At 50.0% G+C, this 26,074-nt stretch carries 26 protein-coding genes and 2 pseudogenes; 13 read left to right on the top strand and 15 right to left on the bottom strand.

From position 1 onward, the window contains the following. The first annotated feature begins 71 nt into the window (after positions 1–71). Genes P0078_RS11900 through P0078_RS11890 form a run of 3 tightly spaced genes read left to right on the top strand, consistent with a single transcriptional unit; the run spans position 72 to position 3,774 of the window. On the top strand, positions 72–869 hold the full coding sequence (locus P0078_RS11900) for an enoyl-CoA hydratase/isomerase family protein (RefSeq protein WP_282934596.1): 798 nt from the start codon (positions 72–74) through the stop codon (positions 867–869). Positions 870–874: 5 nt separating this feature from the next. Continuing rightward, on the top strand, positions 875–2,875 hold the full coding sequence (locus tag P0078_RS11895) for an acetyl-CoA carboxylase biotin carboxylase subunit (protein WP_282934542.1): 2,001 nt from the start codon (positions 875–877) through the stop codon (positions 2,873–2,875). Next, on the top strand, positions 2,875–3,774 hold the full coding sequence (locus P0078_RS11890) for a hydroxymethylglutaryl-CoA lyase (protein WP_282934541.1): 900 nt from the start codon (positions 2,875–2,877) through the stop codon (positions 3,772–3,774). The genes P0078_RS11895 and P0078_RS11890 overlap by 1 nt, the downstream gene beginning before the upstream one ends. 295 nt (positions 3,775–4,069) lie before the next feature. Here P0078_RS11890 and P0078_RS11885 read toward each other — a convergent pair whose 3' ends face one another. From P0078_RS11885 to P0078_RS24585, 3 genes and pseudogenes are all read right to left on the bottom strand, one after another. Next, positions 4,070–4,510, bottom strand: coding sequence for a nuclear transport factor 2-like protein (locus P0078_RS11885; protein ID WP_282934540.1), 441 nt, complete (start codon positions 4,508–4,510; stop codon positions 4,070–4,072). 175 nt (positions 4,511–4,685) lie between these two features. Next, entirely contained in the window at positions 4,686–4,940 is a 255-nt protein-coding gene (locus P0078_RS11880) for a multicopper oxidase domain-containing protein (RefSeq protein ID WP_282934539.1), read from the bottom strand. Positions 4,941–4,953: 13 nt separating this feature from the next. Next, positions 4,954–5,037, bottom strand: a pseudogene (locus tag P0078_RS24585) (hypothetical protein); the annotation flags it as partial. Positions 5,038–5,183: 146 nt separating this feature from the next. On the opposite strand from P0078_RS24585, the gene P0078_RS11875 reads away from it, so the two are divergent. Further along, the gene (locus tag P0078_RS11875) at positions 5,184–5,552 is read left to right on the top strand and encodes a hydroxymethylglutaryl-CoA lyase-like TIM-barrel protein (RefSeq protein WP_353057063.1); all 369 of its coding nucleotides are present in this window, start codon (positions 5,184–5,186) and stop codon (positions 5,550–5,552) included. 579 nt (positions 5,553–6,131) lie between these two features. Beyond that, entirely contained in the window at positions 6,132–6,980 is an 849-nt protein-coding gene (locus P0078_RS11870; protein WP_282934538.1) for a putative porin, read from the top strand. 67 nt (positions 6,981–7,047) lie between these two features. On the opposite strand, the gene P0078_RS11865 is transcribed toward P0078_RS11870, so the two are convergent. After that, positions 7,048–8,943: a multicopper oxidase family protein gene (locus P0078_RS11865; RefSeq protein ID WP_282934537.1), complete on the bottom strand. Its 1,896-nt coding sequence runs from the start codon at positions 8,941–8,943 to the stop codon at positions 7,048–7,050. 117 nt (positions 8,944–9,060) lie between these two features. Then, on the bottom strand, positions 9,061–9,975 hold the full coding sequence (locus tag P0078_RS11860) for an SDR family NAD(P)-dependent oxidoreductase (protein WP_282934536.1): 915 nt from the start codon (positions 9,973–9,975) through the stop codon (positions 9,061–9,063). A gap of 209 nt (positions 9,976–10,184) precedes the next feature. Here P0078_RS11860 and P0078_RS11855 point away from each other — a divergent pair, with 209 nt between their 5' ends. From P0078_RS11855 to P0078_RS11845, 3 genes are all read left to right on the top strand, one after another. Continuing rightward, positions 10,185–10,616 carry a DUF4345 domain-containing protein gene (locus P0078_RS11855; RefSeq protein WP_282934535.1) on the top strand — a complete coding sequence of 144 codons (432 nt, stop codon included), beginning with the start codon at positions 10,185–10,187 and terminating at the stop codon, positions 10,614–10,616. 58 nt (positions 10,617–10,674) lie between these two features. Continuing rightward, entirely contained in the window at positions 10,675–10,977 is a 303-nt protein-coding gene (locus tag P0078_RS11850; protein ID WP_282934534.1) for a DUF1330 domain-containing protein, read from the top strand. 80 nt (positions 10,978–11,057) lie between these two features. Next, the gene (locus P0078_RS11845) at positions 11,058–11,912 is read left to right on the top strand and encodes an AraC family transcriptional regulator (protein ID WP_282934533.1); all 855 of its coding nucleotides are present in this window, start codon (positions 11,058–11,060) and stop codon (positions 11,910–11,912) included. 27 nt (positions 11,913–11,939) lie between these two features. On the opposite strand, the gene P0078_RS11840 is transcribed toward P0078_RS11845, so the two are convergent. From P0078_RS11840 to P0078_RS11830, 3 genes are all read right to left on the bottom strand, one after another. Further along, a complete protein-coding gene (locus P0078_RS11840) occupies positions 11,940–12,539 on the bottom strand; it encodes a DUF1287 domain-containing protein (protein ID WP_282934532.1) in 600 nt (199 codons plus the stop codon). 47 nt (positions 12,540–12,586) lie between these two features. Further along, a complete protein-coding gene (locus P0078_RS11835) occupies positions 12,587–13,525 on the bottom strand; it encodes an NADP-dependent oxidoreductase (RefSeq protein WP_282934531.1) in 939 nt (312 codons plus the stop codon). Positions 13,526–13,660: 135 nt separating this feature from the next. Further along, complete coding sequence (locus tag P0078_RS11830; RefSeq protein WP_282934530.1) at positions 13,661–14,047, bottom strand: hypothetical protein; 387 nt, start codon at positions 14,045–14,047, stop codon at positions 13,661–13,663. Between the two features lie 681 nt (positions 14,048–14,728). Here P0078_RS11830 and P0078_RS11825 point away from each other — a divergent pair. Then, the gene (locus P0078_RS11825; RefSeq protein ID WP_282934529.1) at positions 14,729–14,896 is read left to right on the top strand and encodes a hypothetical protein; all 168 of its coding nucleotides are present in this window, start codon (positions 14,729–14,731) and stop codon (positions 14,894–14,896) included. A 19-nt stretch (positions 14,897–14,915) separates the two neighbouring features. After that, positions 14,916–15,971, top strand: coding sequence for a YdgA family protein (locus P0078_RS11820; RefSeq protein ID WP_282934528.1), 1,056 nt, complete (start codon positions 14,916–14,918; stop codon positions 15,969–15,971). A gap of 71 nt (positions 15,972–16,042) precedes the next feature. Here the strand turns inward: P0078_RS11820 and ppc are convergent. The 5 genes and pseudogenes from ppc to alaE all read right to left on the bottom strand — a co-directional run bounded on the left by ppc (position 16,043) and on the right by alaE (position 22,494). Further along, a pseudogene (gene ppc, locus P0078_RS11815) lies at positions 16,043–18,705 on the bottom strand (phosphoenolpyruvate carboxylase). Positions 18,706–18,987: 282 nt separating this feature from the next. Beyond that, positions 18,988–19,341: a DUF4870 family protein gene (locus P0078_RS11810; RefSeq protein ID WP_282934527.1), complete on the bottom strand. Its 354-nt coding sequence runs from the start codon at positions 19,339–19,341 to the stop codon at positions 18,988–18,990. A gap of 168 nt (positions 19,342–19,509) precedes the next feature. After that, positions 19,510–20,670 carry a response regulator gene (locus tag P0078_RS11805; RefSeq protein WP_282934526.1) on the bottom strand — a complete coding sequence of 387 codons (1,161 nt, stop codon included), beginning with the start codon at positions 20,668–20,670 and terminating at the stop codon, positions 19,510–19,512. A gap of 586 nt (positions 20,671–21,256) precedes the next feature. Continuing rightward, entirely contained in the window at positions 21,257–21,958 is a 702-nt protein-coding gene (locus P0078_RS11800) for an aspartate/glutamate racemase family protein (RefSeq protein ID WP_282934525.1), read from the bottom strand. A gap of 38 nt (positions 21,959–21,996) precedes the next feature. After that, complete coding sequence (gene alaE / locus P0078_RS11795; protein WP_282934524.1) at positions 21,997–22,494, bottom strand: L-alanine exporter AlaE; 498 nt, start codon at positions 22,492–22,494, stop codon at positions 21,997–21,999. A gap of 242 nt (positions 22,495–22,736) precedes the next feature. Here alaE and P0078_RS11790 point away from each other — a divergent pair, with 242 nt between their 5' ends. The 3 genes from P0078_RS11790 to P0078_RS11780 all read left to right on the top strand — a co-directional run bounded on the left by P0078_RS11790 (position 22,737) and on the right by P0078_RS11780 (position 23,866). Further along, the gene (locus P0078_RS11790) at positions 22,737–23,282 is read left to right on the top strand and encodes a PadR family transcriptional regulator (RefSeq protein WP_282934523.1); all 546 of its coding nucleotides are present in this window, start codon (positions 22,737–22,739) and stop codon (positions 23,280–23,282) included. Between the two features lie 96 nt (positions 23,283–23,378). Beyond that, the gene (locus P0078_RS11785; protein WP_282934522.1) at positions 23,379–23,657 is read left to right on the top strand and encodes a DUF1203 domain-containing protein; all 279 of its coding nucleotides are present in this window, start codon (positions 23,379–23,381) and stop codon (positions 23,655–23,657) included. A gap of 32 nt (positions 23,658–23,689) precedes the next feature. Further along, on the top strand, positions 23,690–23,866 hold the full coding sequence (locus P0078_RS11780) for a DUF1203 domain-containing protein (protein ID WP_282934521.1): 177 nt from the start codon (positions 23,690–23,692) through the stop codon (positions 23,864–23,866). Positions 23,867–24,001: 135 nt separating this feature from the next. Here P0078_RS11780 and P0078_RS11775 read toward each other — a convergent pair whose 3' ends face one another. Together P0078_RS11775 and P0078_RS11770 are read right to left on the bottom strand one after the other, a co-directional pair. Beyond that, on the bottom strand, positions 24,002–25,147 hold the full coding sequence (locus tag P0078_RS11775; RefSeq protein ID WP_282934520.1) for a beta-ketoacyl-ACP synthase III: 1,146 nt from the start codon (positions 25,145–25,147) through the stop codon (positions 24,002–24,004). A 159-nt stretch (positions 25,148–25,306) separates the two neighbouring features. Further along, positions 25,307–25,999 carry a ComFC family protein gene (locus P0078_RS11770; protein WP_282934519.1) on the bottom strand — a complete coding sequence of 231 codons (693 nt, stop codon included), beginning with the start codon at positions 25,997–25,999 and terminating at the stop codon, positions 25,307–25,309. Between the last annotated feature and the right edge of the window lie 75 nt (positions 26,000–26,074).

Raw genomic sequence — 26,074 nt, 5'->3', positions numbered from 1 at the left:
GAACCGTGGTTGCGGCGCCAATGAAATGTTCCGGTGCCGCTTTTGATAGACGCCCCAATCGAGGAATTACAATGAGCGATAAATTGCTGTGCGAAGTGGATAGCGAGGGCGTGGCCACGGTCACCCTGAACCGGCCGGAAATCCACAACGCTTTTGATGATGAACTGATCCACGAGCTGGCCACCACCTTTGACACCCTGGCGCAAAACCCCGCTGTACGTGTGTTGGTACTGGCCTCCAATGGCAAGAGCTTTTCTGCCGGAGCCGACCTCAACTGGATGAAGCGCATGGCGACTTATTCAGAAGAGGAAAACCGCCGCGACGCAGCTGCGCTCGCCGCCATGCTGTACAAGCTCGACACTTTTCCTGCGCCCACCATTGCGCGAGTACAGGGCGCCGCTTTTGGCGGGGCCGTGGGCCTGGTGAGCTGCTGCGATATGGCCGTGGCCTCTGAGCGCGCCAGCTTCTGTTTGTCCGAAGTCAAAATCGGGTTGCTGCCCGCCACCATCAGTCCCTATGTCATCAATGCTATCGGCACTCGCCATGCGCGTCGTTACTTTGTCACAGCGGAACGTTTCCCCGCCGAGCGCGCGGAACAGATCGGTTTGGTATCCGAAGTCTGTGCCGAGGCTGATCTGGACCTGCATGTGCAGAAATTAGTGAATGCCATTGCCGACAATGGCCCCAAGGCAGTCGCCATGGCCAAGCAACTGGCTATGTCCATGTCCAACCGGGTTATCAACGATGAATTGCAGGGCCAGACCAGCGCGCTGATCGCTGCCGTGCGTGTGTCGCCGGAAGGACAGGAAGGGTTGAGTGCGTTTTTGGAAAAGCGTGCACCCAGTTGGATGAATGGTAGCGAAGGGTAATTTTTATGATTCGCAAACTGTTAATAGCTAATCGCGGCGAAATTGCCTGTCGCATTATCAAGACCGCGCGCCGCCTGGGGGTGGCCACTGTCGCCGTTTATTCCGATGCGGATGCCGACGCTCTGCATGTGCAGATGGCGGACGAAGCGGTGCACCTGGGTCCGGCCCCGGCCAGGGATTCGTATCTGGATATCGACAAAGTATTGGGTGCTGCCAAGCAGACTGGTGCCGATGCCATCCATCCGGGTTATGGCTTCCTGTCGGAAAACGCGGAGTTTTGCCGCGCCTGCGATAGCAACGGCATTATTTTTGTCGGCCCACCCACCGGCGCGATTGAGGCGATGGGCTCCAAGTCCGCAGCCAAGCGTATTATGGAAGAGGCCAATGTGCCCCTGGTGCCCGGTTACCATGGCACCAATCAAAATGAAGAGCTGTTGGAAGGCCATGCCAATCGCATCGGTTACCCGGTATTGCTGAAAGCTGCTGCCGGCGGCGGTGGTAAGGGCATGCGCCGTGTCGACAGTGCCGATGAATTCCACGAAGCTCTGGCCGCTGCCAAGCGTGAGGCCATGAATGCCTTTGGCGACGACATTATGTTGCTAGAGCGCTATGTGGTGAGTCCCCGCCACGTGGAAATCCAGGTGTTCTGTGATCAGCAGGGCAATGGCGTCTACCTGTTTGAACGGGATTGCTCGGTGCAGCGCCGCCACCAAAAAGTAGTGGAAGAAGCTCCCGCACCGGGCATGACTCCGGAGCTGCGCGCCCGCATGGGTGAAGCGGCCCTGCGCGCGGCCCACGCGATTGGTTACGTGGGGGCCGGCACGGTGGAGTTCCTGCTGGATGCCAGCGGTGCCTTCTACTTTATGGAAATGAATACCCGCCTGCAGGTGGAGCACCCGGTGACGGAAATGATCACCGACCAGGACCTGGTGGCCTGGCAGCTGTCAGTTGCCGCTGGCGATACCCTGCCCATGAGCCAGGATGAGCTGCAGATCAACGGCCACGCCATGGAAGTGCGGATCTACGCCGAAGACCCGGACAATGATTTCCTGCCGGCAACGGGCGTGTTGGTGCGCCACCAGCCCCCGGCGGAAGGCGAGGGTGTGCGAGTGGATACCGGTGTGCAGACCGGCGATGAAATCAGCGTGCATTACGACCCGATGATCGCCAAATTAATCTGCCACGGCCGCACCCGCAAAGAAGCCCTGGCCAAATTGGATCGCGCACTGCGTGATTACCAGATTGCTGGTGTGCGCCACAATATCGAATTCCTGCGCCGAGTGATCAATCACCAGGCATTTGCCAGCGGTTGTATTTCGACGCACTTTATCGAGGACTACGAGGCGGAAGTACTGCACCAGGAGCAGACACTGACGCCGCTGAAATGTGCTGCTATTGCCGGTTATTTGCAGCAGCGTGAAGAGCGCGATCTGCGCAATAGCGCACCTCAGCGGGATCCTTTCTCTCCTTGGCACAATGGTGATAACTGGCGCAATGCTCTGGCTGGCAGTCGCACCCAGACGGTGGACTACCGTGGCCAGCACGCTCAAATTCGCTTTGTTGCGGAGGGCGATAGCCTGCGCTGGACTTGCGATGCCTTGCCTGAGGAACAAAACAGCGGTGAGATTCGCCTGCTCCCGGGACGTGACTTGATGTTGGTGGATGGCCGCCGCATGAGTTTCTCCGCCGTGGATACCCGCGATGGCGGTGCTGTATTTATCGATGGCACCCAGGTGGAATTCAAGCTGTTGCCACCGGATATGGGCGAGAGCAATGACCAGGCCCACGGCCTCGATGCCCCCATGAACGGCACCATAATTTCGCTGCTGGTTGAGCCCGGCTCTGCGGTGGAAAAAGACCAGCCGCTACTGGTAATGGAAGCCATGAAAATGGAACACACCCTGCGGGCTCCAGCCGCCGGCACCGTGCAGCAGTTCTTCTGTGCCGAAGGTGAATTAGTGGATGGCGGTAGTCTGCTGGTGGATTTTGCCGGGGAGGAGCAATAATGACTTTGCCCAAACAGGTCAAAATCGTTGAAGTGGGCCCCCGCGATGGGCTGCAAAATGAAAAGCAGCCTATCTCTGTGGAGACCCGAATCGCTCTGGTGGACAAGCTCAGCGCCAGTGGGCTGTCGGTTATTGAAGCCGGCAGTTTTGTCAGCCCCAAGTGGGTACCGCAAATGGCCGCCAGCGAGGAAGTGCTGGCGGGTATCCAGCGCAAAGACAGAGTTATCTACAGCGCGCTCACGCCAAACTTAAAAGGCTATGAGCGCGCAGTGGAAGCCAAAGCGGATGAGGTCGCCGTATTCGGCGCGGCCTCAGAAGCCTTCACCCAGAAAAATATTAATTGCAGTATTGCTGAGAGTCTTGAGCGCTTCCGTCCACTGGTGGAAAAAGCGAAGCAAGACGGAATACCCGTGCGCGGTTACGTGTCCTGCGTGCTCGGTTGCCCCTATGAAGGCGATATTGATCCGGCCAAAGTGGCAGAAGTTAGTGCTGCTCTATTGGAAATGGGCTGCTACGAAATCTCTCTCGGCGACACCATAGGTGTCGGCACCCCGGAAGCCGCCAAGCGTATGCTGGAGCAGGTGATGGCCCGCGTGCCCGTGGAAAAACTTGCTGTGCATTTCCACGATACCTACGGCCAGGCACTGGCCAATATCTACGCGGCCTTACAAATGGGTGTTGCAGTAGTAGATTCCGCCGTAGCCGGCCTGGGCGGCTGCCCCTATGCCCGCGGCGCTTCCGGCAATGTTGCCAGTGAGGATGTACTCTATATGCTCAATGGCATGGGTATTGAAACCGGCGTGGATTTACAGTTGCTGGCAGAGGCAGGGAACTTTATTTCTGAACAGCTGGGGCGGGAGACTAACTCCCGTGTGGCTAAGGCTTTGGTGCCCTGCTGAGTGAGTAGTGGGTTCTCTCCAGAGAGTGTTTTTTCTGGAGAGAACCTTTTAGATAATTTCAGAATCATTTTTGTCAGAGCTAAAATAAACAGGGTTGCCTGTTCTAAGATATTTTGCCTCACTCCTTCTCAGTTAATTCTTAAATTTCAATCCTTAAGCGTCTGCTCAGCTTCCCGCTTAGAGAAATAATATCCCCTCTTGGTTGTTGATTTTTATTGACAGAAATTAACGACATGTAGAGTGATAGATTTAGAGACATGTATAGAGCTCTATAATCTAACATTTCATTAGATTCCTATTTCCAGTATTCAATAATCCTAGAAATCTGATCACCCTCAAATTCAAATACTGTTAAGTGGTTAGAGGTAACGCCTTGATAGGTTTGTTGCCGCTCAAGTGAGACTGCTTTGTAACCAGCGATGATTGATATAATTTTATATCTAGCGCCAGTCATTTGATATTCTCCCTCCTTTAAATACTTTATGGAGTTGTTGTATAGGTGCTCTTTGGTGTAGGTGCCGCCATAAACTTCATGGATATAGATAAAGTCGTCTGTGTAGTGAGAAAATAGTTTGTCGATATCTTCGACTGTCGATCCCTTCATCAGCATTTTGTTTTGTAGCTCATTGATAAGGACAGCTTTTTTCTTCAATTTTTCCTTTGTTAATTCCGGTATTTCAGTGGCAATTGCCCCTGATGCCAGTGTAAAAAATAATAATATTATTAGTTTTTTCATCGTAATTACTTATTTTGTACAGATCAATTCCGAGTTATTGTTGGTTTTCTTGGATGATTGTAACCATTGATAATGTTGTTTGGTTCTATTCTTTTTCTTGCTGTCTTATTTATTGTTCGGCTTATCGATTAGTTTTTAGGTGTTTACTCTTTATCTGAGATTAGAGGTTAATAGATTACTGGTTGTTTATTGGCTTTGGCGCCAACACCCTAAACGGTCTCATCATATCGTAATCCTCATGGGAGAGCAGATGACAGTGCCATACATAGAGGCCTTCTCGATCAAAGCGCGCAATTACCCGTGTTACTTGGCCAGGAAGGGCGATGACCGTATCTTTGGGGCCGCTTTCTTCTGGTTGTGGTGGAAGGAGTTTCCCCTGTAGAGATTCTATTTCCAGTTGTGCACCCTGAAATATCTTATCGACATGCATAAATTTCTGTGGCTTAGGGATAAGCTCCATTTGAAGGCTGAGGGATTAGCACCTGAAATTTTACAAGGTGAATATGGATAGGATGGGCCGATACGGTGGGATTGTATAGTTCTCAGGTTTCTATGGCGTCGTGCTGAACTACTTCTTTAGTAGGGTCCGCAAAAAAAGGGACCCCTCCTTTACTGGACCTACCATCAGCAAGTTAGGGTCGTAGGGGCATCCAGGCGTATACTGAAACAGGTGATGGCCCGCGTACCCGTGGAAAAACTTGCGGTGCACTTCCACGATACCTGCGGCCAGGCCTTGGCCAATATCTACGCGGCCTTACAAATGAGTGTCGCAGTAGTAGATTCCGACTTAGCTGGTTTGGGCGGCTGCACCTATGCCCGTGGCGCTTCCGGTAATGTTGCCAGTGAGGATGTGCTTTATATGCTCAATGGCATGGGTATTGGAACTGGCGTGGATATACAGTTGCTGGGAACTTTATTTCTGAACAGCAGGGGCGGGAGACTAACTCCCGTGTGGCTAAGACTTTGGTGCCTTGTTGAGTTTTTGATAGGTTCACATCGGGATTATATTTATCCTGATGTGAATTTAATCGCTAGAGTTTAGAGTGAAACACCTCTCTAGAAGCTATATCCTACGTTTTTTACTACTGAAATTACAAGTTTGTAGCAGTCTACATAACGGAGAATAATAACCCGTTATCTACAAGTTAAAATTTTCTTCACGGTGTACAACCCGCTTCACATATTAACAAGCCGTCTTTGTTGGGGCCACCTTTACCTGATTTAAAAATTATACTCCTGTGATTAAAGGCCGTTAGAGATAGATTCTGCCTTTATCTAGTGTCGATTAAATATTAGGTGGGTTGATGCTCACACTTTCTGTAGCTGGATTTTCTATTATCAACTTCATTGTTTGAGCTGTGCTGACAATTATGACTATACAGCATCTCTTGTGGGTTCAGGTTGAATTCTTTGAATATTTCGTTGGGGTAGACCTTCCTTCACGCTTTTTATTACCTAACCTTGGGGTGAGATAATCATCAGAATTTCCCACAGAAAATGATAGTGATCTATAGAGTTTGTTGGGCGCACCTTCACTGCTAGTGGATATAATTTGATTTATTTTTTTGAACTTTTTTTGAGTGGATGGTCATACTCAGTGCTCAAAAAATAGGATATCAAAATGAAAATATATTTCGCAGCTCTCTCGTTGGTTTTTTTTATGGCTGTTAATGCCACTGCTGAAGAGTATAAGTCAATTACTACTGCCGGTTATTCTAATTTGGATTTCAATGCAAGAGGAGGGGATGAACTCTCTACGGAATCAACTTATTATTTTTCTGGCAAGGAAACTCTTGGGCCTCTAAGAGAGTTTGAGTTTATTAATAAGGCAAGTAATTTGTCTGGGGCTTACTACCATCGAAGTATTGGGTCTACAAATAGCGATAGTTTTGCAATCGCTGGTGAATATTTTGCCGAAAATGGATTTGTGCTGGGAGCTAACATAGCAGATCTTGGAGGTGAGAGCTTTAATACTATAGCTTTAGGTTACATGTTTACTCCTAACTTTTTGATGAAGTTTTATAATACTGACGGCAATACATATAGTAAATTTCGTTATAATTATGATTTAAATGAAACTGATTATATTGGTTTCGACTTTTCTGCCGATATTGTTTTTGATTGGCAGATTTTTTCCTCTAAATACTTTTCAAAAATTGGTGATGTCCAGTACATCTCTATTGAGTTTAGCTATTTAAATTATAATGAGTGGGATGATTTCTGGGAAGTTGGAAGCAATTACTATTTTACTAAGAGTACTTCCCTTGGTGCTAGTTATGATGAAAATAATGATTACAAGGTAGGTTTATCTCACTTTTTTAACCGGAACGTTGCGGTGGAGGCTTCTTATAGTACTAGGTTAGGAAGTCCATTTAAGTACTCCAGCTTTGGAAGTGATATCTACAAAAACAGTTGGAATACGGATACGGAAGTAGATAAGTTTGAATTGGGAGTTACGGTGCAATTCTAATTGAAGAAGGCAAAAGGGTTTGACCGGCAAAATCCTTTTGCAGTTATTGCTTGAAACTAAGGCTATTTCATGGTTTAGGCGGCAAAACCTTAAACGGTCGCATCATATCGTAATCCTCATGGGAGAGCAGATGGCAATGCCATACATAGAGGCCTTCGCGGTCAAAGCGCGCAATTACACGGGTCACTTGGCCGGGAAGAGCGATGACTGTATCTTTGGGGCCGCTTTCTTCTGGCTGTGGTGGAAGGGGTTTTCCCTGTAGAGATTCTATCTCCAGTCGTGCTCCCTGAAATACTTCACCTGTGTGCATAAATTTCTGTGGTTTGGGGATTAGCTTTCCTTTAAAAGGCTGGCGGTTCAGCACCTGAAATTCCACCAAGTGAATATGAATAGGGTGGGCCGATACGGTGGGGTTGTATATCTCCCAGATCTCAACGGCGTTGTGTTGGATTATTTCTGTAGTAGGGTCTTCAAAAAATAGGGAGCCCTCCTTTACTGGACCTAACATGAGTAGATTGCGGCCGTAGGGATCGTCCAACCGGTAGGTGGCAAGTTGTCGTGTGCGACTGGCTTGGCTAAGCCTATTAAGTGGGGCGCGCAAGGGAGTATTTAGGGTGAGTTTTAAATCTCCAATGGTATTTTTAATCTCTGATTTCTGTTTACTAGAAGGGGTGTTTATCGGTGTTGAAGCAATATGGAATTGTAGGATCTGGCCTGTAGTATTTGGATCGGTAGCTGGTGTGATGCCGCCGCGCCCATCGCTTAATACGCGTTTACCTCCCGGGTTGTAGATCAGTGGAATCGAACTCTTTGGGTCATTGGCCTCTACAAAGCCTTTAAAAGGGACATCCGGTCCAAAGTTTCGCAGTGTTAGTTCACGCCCTTCATAACCGCTGAAATCTACTAAAACATCTGCTCGCTCTGCGGGTGCCAATATCAACTCGTTCAATTTTACAGGGTAATCGAGAAATCCGCCGTCACCGCCGACTTGTACAAAGGGTGTATTTTCGTCGATCCTGAGTATCAGTGTGCGGGTATCGGATGCGTTGAGTAATCGCAATCGATAGACGTGTGGAGTGACACTGACTTTGGGCCAGGTCATACCGTTTACCAGAATAAAATTACCAAAAAATTCGTCGAGATGGGACGGATTGGGCCAGTTGGCCTTAACCACCTCATGGGAAACCGGTGATGGAGGCTGGTCCCTCCAGCCAGGAAAATACAGCTGCCCATCGGAGCTAAACAAGCTGTCTGTAATAGCGGCTACAAAAGTGCGCTCTTCTGCAGGGAGCAGCTTCTCCTGTATCAGACGGTCTTCATTGTCATCGCCAACCAGGTAAAAACCGAATAGACCTGCGTAAACATTAAGGCGCGTCATGCCCAGGGTGTGGTCGTGATACCAGATAGTGGCGGCATCCTGGGAGTTGTCGTATTCGTAAATCTTTTTCTCAAATAATGGTCCCGTCTCACGATAATTGCGGGTGTACCAAGCGAGGGGGTTGCCGTCACTTTTCCACTCTGTATGCCCGCCGTGAAGGTGGATAACCATAGGTACAGCTTTTGGATCTTTTACGTTGGCGAGGTGAATGGATCGATCCACAGGAAATAGATGCGGACCCGGTAGCTCATTGGCCCAGTGTACAAATACCGGTTGGCCTTCTCGTGCGCGAATAGTAGGGCCAGGAGAGTGGATGCGACCTGCATATTCAAAACCCCAGGCCTTTGTCATTAAACGTTTGCCTTCCTTATCCCGTAGCCCCATCCAAACTTCAGTGGGGCGGGCGGGTAGTTTAATCGGGGCTGAGCCCTGAGGGCGGATTTCTACGGGTATTGGCAGTTCATTGACGAACTTATCCGCAGTTGCTGGATCCAGCAGCCGCAGGGGAATTGCTTTAGCCACATCTTCAGCAGCAGTCAGGGCAAGGGGAATTAACAACAGCAGGGAAAAGATTACCCGAAACATTGGCTGTTTTTAGCAGTAAGTATTTAACAGTCAAGTATAGGTAAACAAGCGGTATCGGTGGAGTTAACTTGGGGGCAGGGAAGGGTGTACAGGGCCCTTCCCTGATGCGAACTTTCATTAGATAAAGCGATTGATCGCCGTTTTGGCATTGTCCTGATAGGTAGGGTTGTCCAGGTCAGGGAAAAGCTTCCGCTGTTCACCAAGAGGTCCAGTCAATCCGCGTTCACTGCCGTAAAAAATACCTGTGCGGAAGGATCTTGTATCCAGTAGGGCATCGATATAGCGCTTGGCGCCTATTTCTACTTTGTGGACTTTGCCAAGTAGCAGCATAATCTGCATCATGCCCTTCATCATATATTGCTTGAATAACGACAGTGTATTGAAGCCCTCTGTGCCTACCGTAGCCCCGGGACTCATGGTTACGAAGCGGATATGGGGGAATTCCCGCGCCATGGAAGACATCCATAGGGCGCCCATATACTTTATCGGACCATAGGGTACCGTAGCGTCTTTGGTACTGGCATAGAGCTTTCCTTCACAGATCTGCATAAATTCCTCCACAGAGGCGCTTTTCAGGTCTGGTCGCTTCATACCCATCTCTTTTACGCCGCGGGCGGCCTCGGAGCCGGCATAGATAGCAGTCTGGGTTAATTTATTGGCTTTCAGTAACTCGTTAGTCAGTAGAGCATGCCCGAGCAGGTTGACGGCGAAAATTTGTGTGACTCCCTCAGGGGTCTTGTTGTAAAACTCTTTCCCCCCGGTACCGCCAGCATTCATAACCAGCGCATCAACTGGGGAGTCCAGGTTCTTAACTGCCTCTTTCACAGATTGTTGATCCGCGACATCGATCAGCAATACTTCGAAGATATTCCTGCCTGTTACCGACACCAGATCGGCCTGGGTTTCTTTGGCTTTGTGCAGATTGCGGCAGCCGAGATAGATCTTGTTAATCTGCTGGTATTCCGCCAGTTGCTTGGCGCATTCCCTGCCTAAGCCTGCATTCGCTCCGGTAATCAAAACACTCTTAGTCATCTTTCTGTCTCTGTGGATATTGGGAACTGGTGCCCGGATATGGATATACCCGGCTGTTGGAGGGAAAGATAGGTGGTTAAGCGCCTCGTCTTTTGACATTTCTTGCTGTCTTAGAGGGATATCAAGACCGCAAGAAATATCAAAAATAGGGCCTTACTGGCCAATATGATTAGGTCATCTCTTCAAATACGGCAAACTAAGGTGACACTATGAATCAGGCGAGTTCTATAGAAAGAAAAATTTTCCAATTGTTAGTGATAATGCTGGCGGTGATCTGTTTTGTGCCCGGGGGTATCAGCGCATTTGGAGGTCTAAATGGCAGTGCTGCCCTGAGTGGTGGTGCTATGATTTTTAGCCCGGATAGCCCCTTGAGAGGATTTGGAGATAATCAATATCGATTTGCCTTTGGTGTTTTCTTTGCCCAGGGGTTGGTTCTACTGTATTTTCTGAGCAATATCGAAAAACATAAAGCATTGTTTTACTTCGTGGCTTTATCCCTCTTCATTGGCGGTCTGGGTCGCTTAAGCAATATTCTGGAATTTGGATTGGTGGATGATCAGGTCTTACCCCCTACGATTATTGAGCTTGCGATAGTTCCACTTCTGGTTTTTTGGCATAGGCGAGTAGCCTCTCAAAGTTAGTCATTAGAAGCTCTTAGTTAAGAAACTAAAATTTATTTACACTTAAGAGGTTATTACTTTGTTACCAGTATTTTTACATATAGAGTCTTCACCAAACTTACAGGAATTGCAGGCTCTTCAGCAGTATATAGGTCTGGCTCCGCAATTAATGCAACAGTATGGGGGGGTGCCTATTGCCTCTTATGATGTGGAAGAGGCCCTGGACGGGGGGCGGTCACCAAGGGCATTTGTTGTGGTATCTTTTCCGGATCGGGAGGCGATCTATGCATTCTTTAATGATCCAGCCTACCAGGCGATTATTCCTTTGAGGGACAAAGCATTTGCCCATTTACGCTTTTTTATCACTAGTGAGCGAATTTAATTTAAAGGCATACTAAACCGGGAATGTATTGTTCGAAAATTTCACCGTCCCAACGTAGACTGGCAGTAAAGGAGCCTCTCATGCAGCGATTTTTTAAAAGTATCAACTTCGTAGAGCAGCATCTATATGACAAAATTTCTGTTCACGAAATTGCTGCTGCCTCTCATTACTCCACCTACCACTTCAGCCGTATTTTTAAGGCATTAGTGGGGGACTCACCGAAAGAGTATTTGCGTAAGCGCCGATTGACCGTCGCCGCAAAGAGGTTGTTGAGTGAAGATATTGGTATTCTTGATCTTGCCATGGAGTGCCAATTTGACTCCCAAGAAGCGTTTACTCGCGCGTTTAAAGCTTTATTTAATGTAACCCCGGCGCAGTATCGAAAGCAGCAGGACCCTTTCCGGTTGCTATATAAAGATCAATTTAGCCCTCATATGCTGCACTTCTTGCAAAATGAGTTGTCCATGGAGCCACAAATTATTTCGCGGCCAGCGATGCAATTGGTGGGGGTAGCGCAGGAATACGACCATGAAAATCTCAGCTTGCCAACGCTCTGGTCTGCATTTCGGCCCTACAGGGATAAAATCCCCAATCGTATCAGCGATGAATCTTTTGGTATCTATGAATGTTATGAGGAAGCGGGTGATGAAATTCAGTTTAAGTATGTCTGCTGTGCGCCGGTTGCCGACCTGACTCAGGTACCCGAGGGAATGGTGGCGCGGGAACTACCGGAGCAGCTATATGCAAAATTTGTTCACCGCGGATCTATTACCACCCTGGAACAGACATTGAAGTATATTTGGGGAAGCTGGTTGCCAAAATCCAATTACGACTATATTGAGAGGCCAGACTTTGAGCTGTACCCACCCAGATATCAGGTTACCAGCCCGACAGCGGAAATGTTTCTCCATATCCCGGTCAAAGAAGGGCCGTAATCGCTTGGCAATAGCGTAGTTTTTTCGCTACTCAATCTTTTCGGTTGCCTGACCTGCGTTGTATCGGTAATGCCCGGTAATTTTAAAGGAAAACAGCATGTCTTCCAGCACGGGTCCAGCCCCGATATTGTGTGCGATCAAGTACCGGTTGGTCTTTAGAGAGCGTTTCGCAGTCACAATACCGATATGCGGTAAATTACCGGGCAGCATCCAGGTAACGATGTCCCCTGGTAGATAATCCTCTGCCTTGTCACTTATTGAGAGTGATTGCCCTTTGCGAGTAAAAAAAGCCTGTAGATTGGGTGCTCGCCGGTGATCAATATTTTTATCTGGCCTGGAAAGTCCCCAAATGCGTTTAGATGGGTAGGCTTGAAAATGACCCGATATATCCTCGTGAACTTCTTTTTGCAAATCGATCCCCAGCTTCCTATATGATCGAATCACTACGTCGGTACAAACACCGGTATCAGCCGGCACATCTCCATTTGGATAGGGGATAGACACATAAGCAGGATCGTAGCGTACCTTATGATAGGTTCGCTCCAGAGCAGCTTCGGCCAAAGTTATATTTTGTGCATAACTGGCGGCAGAAATCAGGGTACCCAAAAATAGAAATATCCGTTTCACTAGGGCTCCAGTTTTTTTGAGTCTAGGTTGAAATCCTATACTATCGTTTATTTACCCTGCAACACATCAATAACTATTTTACCTTTGGCTCTTCCCTTATTTAGGTAGTCGAGTGCGGCTTGAGTTTCATGTATGGGGTATACTCTATCAATAACCGGTTTCAAAAATCCTTTCTCAAGTAATGAAGCAAGTTCTGCGAGAGTAGTGCCACTTGGCCATGAATAGACTAGTTGGAGACGCTGCCTCATCTTTTCAATTAAGGTATATGACCCTTTAGCTTTGACGGAGACTGATACTAATAGACCATGTTTGTTAAGAACTTTGGCAGACCTTTCTAATACTTCTCCGCCTAAAGAGTCGAGTACAAGGTCATAATCCTCGAGTAATTCCTCAAATTTTTCGGTTTTATAATTGATAACAGTGTCAGCACCGAGCCGTTTGACTAATGTAAAGTTGGCATCACTGGTGGTTGTGGCTACGAAGGCGCCTATATATTTGGCAATTTGAATAGCGATAGTACCGACTCCGCCAGAGCCGGCATGAATAAGGACTTTTTGTTCTTTCTGTAACTTTCCCACTTCAACGAGAGATTGCCAGGCTGTTAAACCCACGAGAGGGAATGCGGCACACTCATTGTTGGAAAGATTGCTGGGGCGGATAGCTGCGTCCATTGCTTTGATTGAAGTGTATTCGGCAATCGTACCCGCTTGATTTGTATCGGGGCGTGCAAATATCAGATCGCCAATTTTAAAATTTCTGACAGCGCTGCCAATTTCTACTACTTTCCCAGTAACATCGTACCCGACAATATGCGGCATTTTTACAGGCATTACATTTTGTAAAGCCCCTGATATTGCCCAGTTATCGAGGGGGTTGATACTGGCCGATTGTACCTTTACTAAAATACTATTTTTATCCGGTGAAGGTTTAGGCATCTCTGCAATTTCGATGGGGCTGCCATAACACCTGATAATAGCGGCTTGCATATTTCACAGCTCTAAAATTAGAGGATTGATAGCTTTAGTGTGTTGAAAGACTTGCTAGTTTAGTAACTGTAAAAAAATAACGATTGAAAAAAGGGGCCCGAAGGCCCCTTGTAGCAGTAAATATAGCCACAATGGCTAGCGCAAGTTACTGATACAGCGGTTATATTCGCGAATATAAATCTTACCACCTACCGCAGGGTTAGCATTTGCCATATCTGCAGCGGCATTCATACAGCCTTCTACCTGGTCTCTAGTCAGACCCCAAGTTTGGGGGCGGGGTTGTGAGCCGCGGATATACATATCCCGGGGATTCTCATAACTACGAATAGAGGTGGGGGGCTGTACTCTGTAGAAATAACGGCCCTGCTCATTAAAGGCATAGAAAGTATTACCACTTTGGTAATAAGTCTTGCCGAGAATCTGCACGGGTTCAGCGTTGGATGGGAGGCGCGTCATGCGGTCATCTGCATAACTGAAACCTGCGAGAGAACACAAGAGCACCATTGAAACAAGATATCGCATAACGTCTTCTCCTTCTCCTAGTTTGGCCACAAGTCTACTCAAACTGGGGGAGTGTCCCAACGTGCGGTAATGGAAGTTTCGGTTGTTGTAAAGGTATCTTTTAAGATCCGATCGAGATAACGGTTATGAATTCAATAATTATTTTTTACATGAATAGGTAGAAATCAAAAAAATTTCCTAGATAGCGGTTTTCTTATAGTAATCAGGACCTTTATTTTGCGGAGGTACTTGTAAGAGAGCTAAATCGTGGAGATAAGAAACTGGGTTAGATTGAAATACAAGAAAAATAGATTGTTACCTACCCTTAAAACGGCTCTGATTAAAGGAAAGTTAAAGGGTGGTCTAAAAAATTATATTGTTGTTTAAAACTGTCATCGAGCCATAAAATTACTCAGGCGTGCCACAGGAGATCAAGAGACTTGTGAGCTGATATCCAGCATAATGGTCAATTTCAATTTATGGCCGCTTACAAATCCCTCTTCTTAGGCTTGATCAGAGTTTTTGAAATTTTAGATTTACTAATTTACAAGCCGAGATTCTGCTCTTTAGAAATGGGTCATAGGTCCTTATGCCGTGGTTGATGAATGTTCAGCACTCGTATCAAGTAACGAGGCTCTTGTCGCACTAATAGCCTCATAATCTGATACCATCGGCGCAAACCCCTTCGCTAGATGATTTTTTATGAAACTACTGCGTTCACTTCTATTTATTGTGCTTGCCCTAATGGTGATATCTGCCCTGGCTGCGCCGGGTTTTATCGGCCCCAAAGTAGAGGAAATTTGGAAGCAGCAGTTGGGCCGCTTGCAGGGGGAATTCCACGGGTTACGAACGCGGATGGTTTGGTGCTGAAACCAATACTGAGGTGGCATTGCCGGATGGCACTACCCAGCTCAATACAGAGATCCATCATGGGCCGGTGTTGCTTACCTCTAAGGGGCCGCGCCTGGGTGTGGTTTATACCGAGACCCGGCTAGAGCTGGATCAACTACAGCCTGAATTGCGCGCTCAATTGGAGTCCATTTATGGCGCTTTACAGGCGAGTCCGGTAGTTCTGGAAACCCTGGTTACCGCCGACAACCGGGTGCTGAATACCCTGCGCTTAGACCCTTTCAAAAATACCGGCCCACTCGGGGAGCTGGAGTTTGACGGTGGGGAGATTGCCGTATCTACGGATTACAGCGGTGCTGTGCTGAACGGTGTCGTGGAGCTGGGAAGCTTGCGCCATATTCATGAAGGTATCGAAGTACTGTTTACCGAGCCCCTTGAAGGCGAGTTTGAATATATGCCCGGCGAGGGCGGTAATGCGGAGCTGCGATTGTCGTTGCTGAGGGCAGAATCAGATTCCGGGCCGGTTCAATTGCGCGATGTTACCCTGGACCTGACCTTGGAAGAATTGGCGGCACAGACCCTGAAAATTATCAGTGACCTGAAGCTTCCCACCGTGGATTCGGCAACACCGATTACCTCTGTGCGCCAGCAGATGACCTTGCCGAGAATTAAGACTGCGGATCTGGGGCACTACCTGCGTGTATTGTTGCCGGCCCCTGAACGGAATTGGGCCCGTGAAATGAGTCGCCCGCTGCGCCTGGAGCAACAGCTGGCGATTCAATCTCGCAATGGCCCTGTGTTAGTAGATGCTGATATCGATTGGCGGGGTATGCGCAAATCCTCCCGCCGAGGTGCCAGTGAGATCGATCAGTGGCTCAAACCGCTGGTAGGTAGTATGACCGTTAGCGCTGCAGAGCAGGCGCTTTTGCAGTCCCCCCTGGTAGGGCAGGCAATGCTTCTGCGAGATTATGGCCTGCTGATCGAAGACAAGGGTGAGCTGCAAATGTATCTCAAGGTCAACCGAGGCCAGTTGGAGGTGAATGGAGAGCAGTTGCCGGCAGACCTGTTCGTGATGGCACTTACCGGCAGATTCTGATTGCTTGGGGGCCTGCTGTTGTGAAAAAAGCAGGCCTCAAATCCCAGTATCATCACAGCTACCGTGGTCTTTTAACCCGTATTGCGCATGCCCGCTGCAATCCCTGCGATAGTGACCATCAGCGCACTTTCCAGTACCGCATCACTTTCCCGTTCGCGCAAACGTGCCATCAGCTCGGCCTGCAATAGGTGCAAAGGGTCAGTGTAGGGGTCGCGCACGCGGATGGACCAGCGCATCACGGGATTGTTATCCAACAAGCTCTCCCGCCCGGTAAGCTGTTTTAGGGCCTCTACGGTGTGAGCCAGTCGCTCTCTCAAACTGACACCCAGTTGGATTAGGTCTGCATCCTGGGTGAGTCGTTCTTCGTACCAGGAGGCAACGCGGGGATCGGCCTTGGCCAGTACCATTTCTAGCATATCCACAACGCCTTGGAAAAAGGGCCATTGGCGGCTCATATCCCGCAAGATATCAGTTTCATCTGCGTGCTTGAGGGCATTCTCCAAGGCGGCGCCAGTGCCCAGCCAGGCCGGTAACATCAGTCGTATCTGGGTCCAGGCAAACACCCACGGGATCGCCCGCAGTGATTCGACACCGCCACCGGGTTTACGCCTTGCCGGGCGACTGCCCAGGGCCAGGCGGCTCAGCTCGGTTTCCGGGGTGACAGTGCGCAAGTAAGCCACCAGGGCTGGGTCATCCTGCACGACTTCCCGATAGTTGCCGACGGAGACTTCCGTGAGCCGGTCCATCTCCGCGCGCCACTCCGAACGCGGCTCTGCCGGGGGCATCAGTGTCGCCTCCAGGGTTGCAGCGACATACTGCTCCAGGTTGTAGGCGGCCACAGAGGGGCGGCCATATTTGAAGCGAATCATTTCTCCCTGTTCGGTAACGCGAATACGCCCGGCTATTGATCCCGGTGGTTGCGACAGCAAGGCCATACGAGTAGGAGAGCCGCCCCGGGATATGGAGCCGCCCCGGCCGTGAAACAGAGTTAGGGGGATACCGTGGTTGCGGAATATTCCGGTGAGAGCTTCCTGTGTGCGGTACTGGGCCCAGGCGGCGCCCAGGAAGCCGGCGTCCTTGGCGGAGTCCGAGTAGCCGATCATCACTTCCTGGCCATTGAGCACACGCTGCTTGTAGAGGGGGATATTCAGCAGGGTACTCATAGTGGTAGCTGCACCATCGAGATCGTCGAGGGTTTCAAACAGGGGAACCACTCGCATTGGCACCTGCACCCCGGCAATTTTTTGCAGCAGCATTACAGCGAGAACATCGGAAGGTGTGGTCGCCATTGAGATAACGTAGGCACCTAATCCCTCGGGACCCTGTTCGGCAATGACCTTGCAGGTCTGTAAGACTTCGCTTACCTCTTCGTCGCAGAAATCACTGCGGTAAAAGCTCTCGTCCACCAGTGGGCGGCGGCTGTCCAGCTCAGACACCAGGAACTCCTGCTTCTCCTCTTCGCTCCAACTGCTGTAATTGCCCATACCCAGATAGCGGGTAATGGCATCCAGGGTGTCAGCGTGGCGGGTGGACTCCTGTCGTATATCCAAACGCAATAGAGTGATGCCGAAGCAGTTGAGTCGCCTCAGGGTATCTTTAAGTTGGCCATCGGCGATGGCTGAGAGGCCCACAGCGCGCAGGGAGCGGTCGATCAGTCGCAGCTCGTCGGCCAGCTGCTCGCTGCTGGTAAACGCGAGGCCGGAAGGCTCTGCGCGTCGACCAATGCGGGCCTCCATTTTTTCCCGGGTTATTTTGAGACGGTCGCGAACCTGGCGCAGCACCAGGCGATAGGGCTCGTGGCTGGGGCCAGTGCGCTGTAAAAGTTCTTCGCTGGCGCGATGCATGGACAAGTCTGCGAGCAGGTTTTCCACATCGCGCAGATAGAGGTCGGCGGCCATCCAGCGGGCCAGGTGCAGAACTTCCCGGGTGACGCTGGCGGTGACATTGGGGTTGCCGTCCCGGTCTCCCCCATCCAAGAGGCAAAGTGGATGGGAACCCAATCAACCGGTAATGGGGGCAGCTTGGCCAGGTCCAATTCACTGTCTATTTCCCGCATACTCCTCGGAACTGCCTGCCACAGGGATTGTTCGATGGTGGCAAAGCCCCACCTGGCTTCATCAACCGGGGTGGGCCTGGAGCGACGGATCTCGTCGGTGCTCCAGGCAGAAAGGATCTGCTCTTGTAGGTGGCGACGTAAATCCTGGGATTCTTCTGGGGTCAGGTCGGGTCTGTCCAGTGTGTTGAGTAGGTCTGCAACTCGATCGTATTTGCGAATTAGGGTGCGGCGTGTCACTTCGGTGGGATGAGCGGTTAGGACCAGTTCTACGGATAACTCTTTTAGTGTCCCGTGGATTTCCTCGGGAGACTTCCCCGCTTTGCTTAACTCTGCCAGTACCTGTCGCAGGCCGCGGTCTGTATCGGGATCTCCAGGAAAGCGCTGGTGCTGGCGGTGCAGTCTCTCGCGATGGCGCTGTTCGGCAATATTGGCCAGGTTTAGAAACTGGCTGAATGCCCGGGCAACTTCCAATAGGGTCGCATCATCCAGGGGGTCGAGTAGCTCTCGCAAGTGATCGGCCTGCATAGCCCCTTTGCTGCGGCTTTCAACGGCCGCCTGACGGATATTCTCAACGGTATCAAATAGTGGCTCGCCAACTTGGTTTCGCAATACTGCGCCGAGCTCGTCACCCAGCAGGCGTACATCTTCCCGCAAGGGGGCATTCTGGTCCTGGTTCACGAATCTATTTCTCCCTGTTAACAACGCGGTGAAAGTCAATCGGATAGGCATATTCGCACACTTTGTGATGAAGCATGCAATGTTGCAGCTGCAACTTTTGGCGAATAAGGGCTTGAGAAAGTAAATGAGGAAAAGTTGGTATAGCCTTATGGCTAGTCAATCTGCTTTTGTCTTTTACGAGGTGTGAAAGTCAGTAATTTCAGTAAGGAAACCTTGGATTCATTTCTTACTGAGAAGTAGATGGGCCCAAGATACTGGGCCCATCAAATGGAATAATTGCTATTAATAAGCTGGGCGCCGGTCAACCAGTGTCAACCAGCCGCGAATAACCCGATAGATTACCCATACCCAGTTAATTGCCAGAATCAGATAGCCCAGCCCCAGCACCCAAATGGTTAGGGAGCCAACAATGGTCCATAGCAGCCAAAACCAGAAGGTGCGAATTTGCCAGCGGAAGTGAGATTCGGCCAGGGTGCCGCGAACATCACTGCGCTTAAAGTAGTTGATTAATACCCCGATAAAAAATGGCACTGCTGTAAATAAACTGATCGCCTGGATCAGGTAAACCATGATGGCCAGGTCGCGCCCGCTTTGTTCACGGGCTTCCTGGGTGCGCTCGGGATACTGCTCTGACATAATTTTTTCTCTTCGCTATTCACCTCAATATAGTGTGGTGCAAGTAGCGCTTTTCAACTTAGCTGCGCTGGGATGGCTTATTTGTGCGATGGGTTGCAGTTGCCCTTGCCATCGTGCCAGTGCTCTGAGGTAGAACTGTGGCTCATGATTGGGCCACAGTTCGGTTAGTCACTTCAGCGCCCACTCGGTGTGTACATTACGTTCGCGCCAGGACTTTAGCTGGCGCACGGATTCCCGCATCAACTGAAGTAACTCTGTGCGCTGTTGGCGACAGTACTCTCTCTCACTATCGATAGAGAGGTTTGCGGCCAGGGTCCGTAGGCGAGCTGCTATTGTTTCGAGGCCGACTTCAATAGAAGATCGAGCCAATTTTTGTGCTTGCTGCTCAGCATCTAGCCAGTGACGACCAGTGATAGCACTGGTCAGTGATGTAATATTTTTGGGCAAGGTGGCTGTGCGTTCACTGAGTAATTCAGCAAACGTATGATGATCCAGAGTATCCCGCAAGCGGAATAGGGTATTGGTATTCAGAAGGCGTGTAGGTTTCGCTCCTTGAGGAACAGCGACCCCCTGGCTCCGGCGAACGGCCCAGCTCAATAACTGCATTAATTGTCGATCGCCGATGGGGTGGGTCAATACGCCGGTAAATCCTCTAGCTTGATAGCGCTCCTTGTCGCCGGAGCTCGCATTTTGTAATAGAGCAAAAATAGGTAATTCTGCACCTCTCTCTCGGCGGATTTCCCGTACTGCTTCAACGCCATCCATTAGTGGGAGGTGAGTATCAGTTAAAATGAGATCGAATGCTTTTTGCAGCGCAGCGCTGCTTCCATCGATTCCATTGCACTCCCTTTGCACTTCATGCCCCATGGTTTCCAAGGTGGGTTGAAGGGTGTCATGCTTATTGTTCTCAATGAGTAAAACCGATAATTGCTTACCGGGAACGCGGTGGTTCTCAGTGGGTAGTTTTAATTCCACCGTTTCGACATCGCCGCATTGATGTAAATTATCAAGGGACTTTAGGGCACTGTTTAATTGTCTTTTCCCGATCTCTACCAGAGCGCGAGTATTATTATCTTCACTGCGAGCCAATAAATTTAACGTGCCCAGGAGCGTATCCAAGGGGTGCTGTAAGTGGTGGCGGGTTATGGTCAGGAGGTCTGATTTCTCTTGGCGCAATTGTTCCAGTTCAGTGCGAGCATCGGACAGCCGCTTTTCCAATGCGGTAAATTCGCTATTTCGGCTGTGCATTTGTTGAAAAAGGTTACTATTTTCCTTACTCAAATTTTTAAGTTGGGTTTTGCTGTCGCGATCTAACTGGCGAAATTTCACATGTCTATTTATTGCAACTGCACAAATTAGTAAAAGAAGTACTGTGGGAATTCCTAGCCAAAATAGCGGGACCTGACTTTTTAGTGAGGTGATAACATCGGCTTGTGCAGTACTTGATAAAAATACTGAGCCCGATACCAATAGACCGAAATAGATGGCACGCGAAAATACGTGACACGAGGGAGCTTCCCCAGATAAAGTGGTTTCTATCATCCTTGTAACCAACGTTATTTAAATTGGACTAAATCCTGCAGTCCAAAAGGGTTTTAATACGACTTACTGTAATGGGTATCCAGATACATTGGAGATTTTTGATACTGCAATAAGGCTGCTTTTGGTACAAGAGAAATTTTTTCTCTGCCAAGTGGTAAATGTTGGCGCCTTAGTGATTGTACCAATATAGGAGTTGCTTGGCGGCCCCGGATACTCTGCCCTGGGCTCGATCGGGGTGGCATTTGGCGGAGAGGTAATCCTCAGATTGCATCGGATTACATAGAGGGATCTAGCGGCAAATTATTAGATGGGGGCGTAGTCCGGCAACTCTCCTGGAGAAAATCGCGCCAGGACTGCTGCCGGAATCTAGCATTCAGGCAGCCTGGGGAATACGTTCCTGCAGTAATTGCAGCATACGCTCAGAGGGTAGGAATAGGCGAATACCATCACAGTGAGCCAGTAATTCCGGATAAAAATAATCGAAATGGGTGCAGCCCAAAATCAGGATCTGTACGCCGCTTTTCACCAGCGCCGCGACCAAGTCATCAAGAGCGTGTTGGCGAACAATCATTTCTGCGGCGAGGCCGTCCTCGATATCTTCCACAATTTGCAAGTTGCCAATACCGATGACTTTGGCGGTTGTATTGCGCTCGAGTATTTCCCGCTCGATATTGGCGCAGCTCTGGCAGTTGGCGGCGAGCAGTCCAAAGTTGCGGTAGCGCTGGGTAAGTTCAGCATACACCTCGAGAGGGGATACCACCTCAATGGGGGAGGCAGCTTTCACCGCCGACATATCCACTGCACCGGAAAGTGAGTTGCAATAGATCATCGCCGCTTCGGCGCCAGCCTGATAAAGCTGTTCTATAGCTTCGATCAGCTGCTGAGTGAGGGCGTCGCGCTCCAGTGCCTGTAATTGGGTTTGAGCTTGGGGAGACGAGGATAGGGACAGACCCACTCCGCGAAGCTGGCGTGCTGCGAGGAAATCCAATCCGAAGCGGGTATCAGTGGGAGTGCCAGCGACCACGCCAACGGTCATGGAACTGTTTTCAATGGCGTTATCGGTCAACACAATCATGTTCCTCTCTCGTAATGCTTAATCGAGTCTCGGTAACCCTAGGCTGCGCGTTTGCTCCACAGGGGCACCAGCGTATTAATCCACACTCGACGCACCCAGTCGAGATAAATTCCATAGGGTCGTCCAAGTGCCCCCGCGATTAGTATAAAAGTAATACTGGCGGTGGCTATTTCGTCCCAGCTGACGCCACCGAGGCGCATATTGGCTAAATAAAGTGGGAACTGGAAGCTGAGAAATACAAAGGTGTCTACCAGGTAGGCATTGATAAAACCGCCACCACCGAAACGGTTCACAATCCAGTTGCGGTACATACTGAATGGGCGGGCAATAAGGGTATTGAATACCAGGGCCATCAGGCGAACTTTCAGGTGTTCGCTCCAACTCATACCCGCCAGAACCAGCTCGATGGGGATCGCTACAGCCCAAGAGAAGCTATTCATGGCGAAGATGTCCAGCATAAAGTCCCACCGGCGCGCACCAGAAGCCTTTTCATCTGGGGCATCTGGACTGGATGGGGATAGTGCGGGCGCGGACATTGGGCAAACAACCTCGTAGACAGTGGCCGCCTAAACGACTTTGGCGACAAGCCGGCGATTATATCTCCAATTTGCATAAAAGCTAGCCTTACATCTCGACTGTTAGTTTCTGTCGATACATTTGTCCTATTTTTTAATGTTTTATTAATCTAATTATCTTGTTATGAAAACCCGGCAGCTGGTCATAAATGGCTGGCTCCGGTTAATATGCAACTCTTTGCATAAGATGAGTTGGAGTTTTCATGTCTCTGCGCTTTGCCGTTCTCACCTTGCTGGATATTGAGCCCGGCAGTGGATATGACCTTAAGCGGCGCTTTGAGCGCAGCGTCTCCCACTTCTGGAGTGCCAGCCATCAGCAGATGTATCGCGAGCTGCACAAGTTACATGAGGAGGGCCTGCTGGACTGTGAGGAGCAGGCCCAAGAAGGCAAGCCGGACAAGAAGGTCTATAGCCTCACGGATCTAGGCCGCGCCGAGCTGCGTGACTGGGTCATTCAGCCCAGTGCGCCGCAGAAGATTCGCGAGCCTTTTCTGGTGCGCATGTTCGCCGGTCACAACCTGAGCAAGGATGAAATGCGAGATGCTCTGGAGGGCCAACTGCGCCAACATCGCAGCTCTCTGGAAAGTTACCAGGAGCAAAATGAGCGGGTATTAAAGAGTGATACAGCGCTCCAGGAGCGCTACTGGTTGGCACATCAAACCCTGCTTTTGGGTATTGAGGCGGAAAAGACCTGGATCAGTTGGGCGGAAGGTCTGCTGAGTGAGCTTGAAGAGTCCGTAAAAAAATGACCGCTACTCGCTTGGAATGACGCGCCCGAATCTGGCCAGCGATGCTGTTTGGTGTTCAGTAACCTCGCTCTTTTAGCAAGTGGGGCGACTTTAGCCATGACTTTTACCGTAACACCTATCCGCGAAGACTTTTTAGAAAAGGTTCGTCAAGCAGGTCTAGATGATCTAGGGCAGCCGGTACGGCAGCTGAGCGCCCAGGGCGGTGAGCCATGTCGTGATGTGCGGCGGCGCGCACGGCCCGGGGAGAAAATCCTCCTGGCCAGCTACTGCCCTTTCTCTTTTGCCGGTCCTTATCGGGAGTACGGGCCTGTATTTGTACTGGCGCAGCCACAGCCGGAACAAAACTTCAGAGCACAGAACAGCTTCCCCCGCTAAATAATAATGCGGAAGATTATTTCAAGAGTGATGTGCCACTAGTGCTTCGCGCCTATAGCGCTGAAGAGCATATCGTGTCTGCGAAATTGGTGGGTCCCGAACAAATAAAAACAGAAGTGAGTGAATATTTCATGCAGGATGAGATTGATTTCGCTCTGCTGCGCTTCGCTGCTTATGGTTGCTATGCGCTGCGGCTGGATCGCGCATAGTTTTAATGGATATTTGTGAAGGCCAGGTCGCCGGTTAATAAAATCCTGATGTCTGTGGTAGTGAGAACCACCGGTCTTTTTAGTGGTTGTTTCGGAGTTCAGTATTTATTCCTGAACTCCGAAAAGATTTCAAAATTAAATGGAGATTTTTTCCAATACCAAGCTGCCAATGGAATAGCCTGCACCAAAGGAGCAGATAATTCCCCGGTCTCCGACCTGCAAGTCATCGCTGTGTAAATTAAACGCGATAACTGAACCGGCACTTGCCGTGTTGGCATAGCGGTCCAGAACGATGGGCGCGCGTTCAACGCTTGCATTGTCACCCATTAGCTTCTTGGCGATCAGGTTGTTCATATTGATATTGGCCTGATGGAGCCAGTAGCGGCGCACGCTGTGAGGATCGGTGTCCGTCTCTTGCAGGTGGGCTTCAATATGAGAGGCCGCCATGGGGCAAACTTCTTTAAATACCTTTCGGCCATTCTGGCGGAACAACTTACCGGGACCAAATGGGTCCACATCGGCGGCGCGAGCGGTGTAGCCAAAGTTCGAACGGATATTGTTGGAGAAAACGGTTTTCGCTTTGGTGCCGAGAATTTCCCAGGCACTTTCGACTGTACAGGTTTCTCTGCGCTCGATAATGCTGGCTACGGCTACATCGCCAAAGATAAAGTGGCTGTCTCGGTCGGTGTAATCCACTTGTGGTGAGGCCAGCTCGGCATTGATAACCAGTACAGTTTTGGCTGAGCCAGAGCAGATCGCATCCACCGCACGCTGAAGTGAGAAGGTGGCTGAGGAGCAGGCCACTTCCATATCAAAGGCAAAGCCATCGATATCCAGTGCACCTTGGATTTCAATAGCAATAGCGGGGTAGGCGCGCTGCATATAGGAGGCACCGACAATGACCAAATCAATGTCAGACGCCTGCTTACCGGCTTTCTCCAGGGCTAGCCTGGCGGCCTTTAAGCCCATTTCGGCTTGTACACTCAGCTCGTCATCCGCGCGCTCGGGAATAAGGGGGCGCATACGCTTCGGATCAAGGATGCCATCGCGGGTCACCACATAGCGGCTCTTGATGCCTGAGGCCTTCTCGATAAATTCTGCAGAAGAGAAAGGTTTTGCTGCGCGCTCACCGGCCTCAATCTCTTGAGCATGCTCAAGATTGTACTGCTCGGCATGGGTGTTATAGGCATCTACCAACTCTTCATTGCTAATAGATTCCGGTGGGGTCCACAGGCCTGTGCCGCTGATGACAATGCCCCGTGGCAACTTGTATTCACTCATCGCTGAATTCCTGGCCCGCGACAACAGAAATGCGGGCAATTTAGTCGCTGTTAGAACCTTAGCAGTGCTGGCAGGTGGGGGACTGAGGCGCCAGAACGGCAAGGTAAGCTATTGTGACGTTGGGGTGACTATGGGTCTATTTGTAGTCGCGCCGAACAGTCATGGCGTTCTGGCCAAAACGAAGGCGCTGACCTGTTTTGCCCCGGCTGTGAGTAGCTGGAGAGTGATGGCTTCGAGGGTCGCTCCCGTGGTCACAACATCGTCTACCAGGCCGATATGGGCACCCGATATTTCTCCGCGCACGGCAAAGCTGTCAGACAGGTTTTTCAGCCGTTGGTTGCGGCTGAGTTGAGATTGGGTTTTGGTGGAAGTTGTTTTGCGCAGTAGTTGCAGATCTACTGGCAGGCACCAGTTTTGCCCCAGACCACTGGCAATAAGTTGAGCCTGGTTGTAACCGCGTTGCCAATAGCGACTCCAGTGCAGAGGAACCGGGGTAAGCATGTCAGGTATATCCTCTGGAAGCCCCAATTGGCGGGCCGCTAGCTGTATAAGGCTGTGTCCGGCGGCCAGGTCCCGGTGGTATTTGAAATGTTGGATTAAGTGGTTGATTGGGTAAGCGTATTGCCAGGCAGCACTGATCTTCTTTAAGGCGGGTGGCCTCTGTAAACAGGCCGCACAAATATTATCTTTTGCCGCCGCCAAGGGTAGGGCGCAGTAGCGGCAGCCACGGCCTAGCGCCGGTAGTTCCTGGGTGCAGGCAGAACAGATTCCAACCTCTCCTGATGCTCCGCCGCACAGCAGGCAGCGGGCCAGACTTTGGGCAAGTTTTCTACTGAAAAGCTTGTAAACCATATCGTCTTTTCCGAGTTGACAGCGGTTTGGCCGTGGCTAAACTGGCCAGTCTGGTGGATTGAACGGCAGACGCTG

Source organism: Microbulbifer sp. VAAF005 (assembly GCF_030012985.1).
Lineage (GTDB): Bacteria > Pseudomonadota > Gammaproteobacteria > Pseudomonadales > Cellvibrionaceae > Microbulbifer.
Note: the sequence above shows the minus strand (reverse complement) of the source record. Positions and strands in the feature narration are given on the sequence as shown.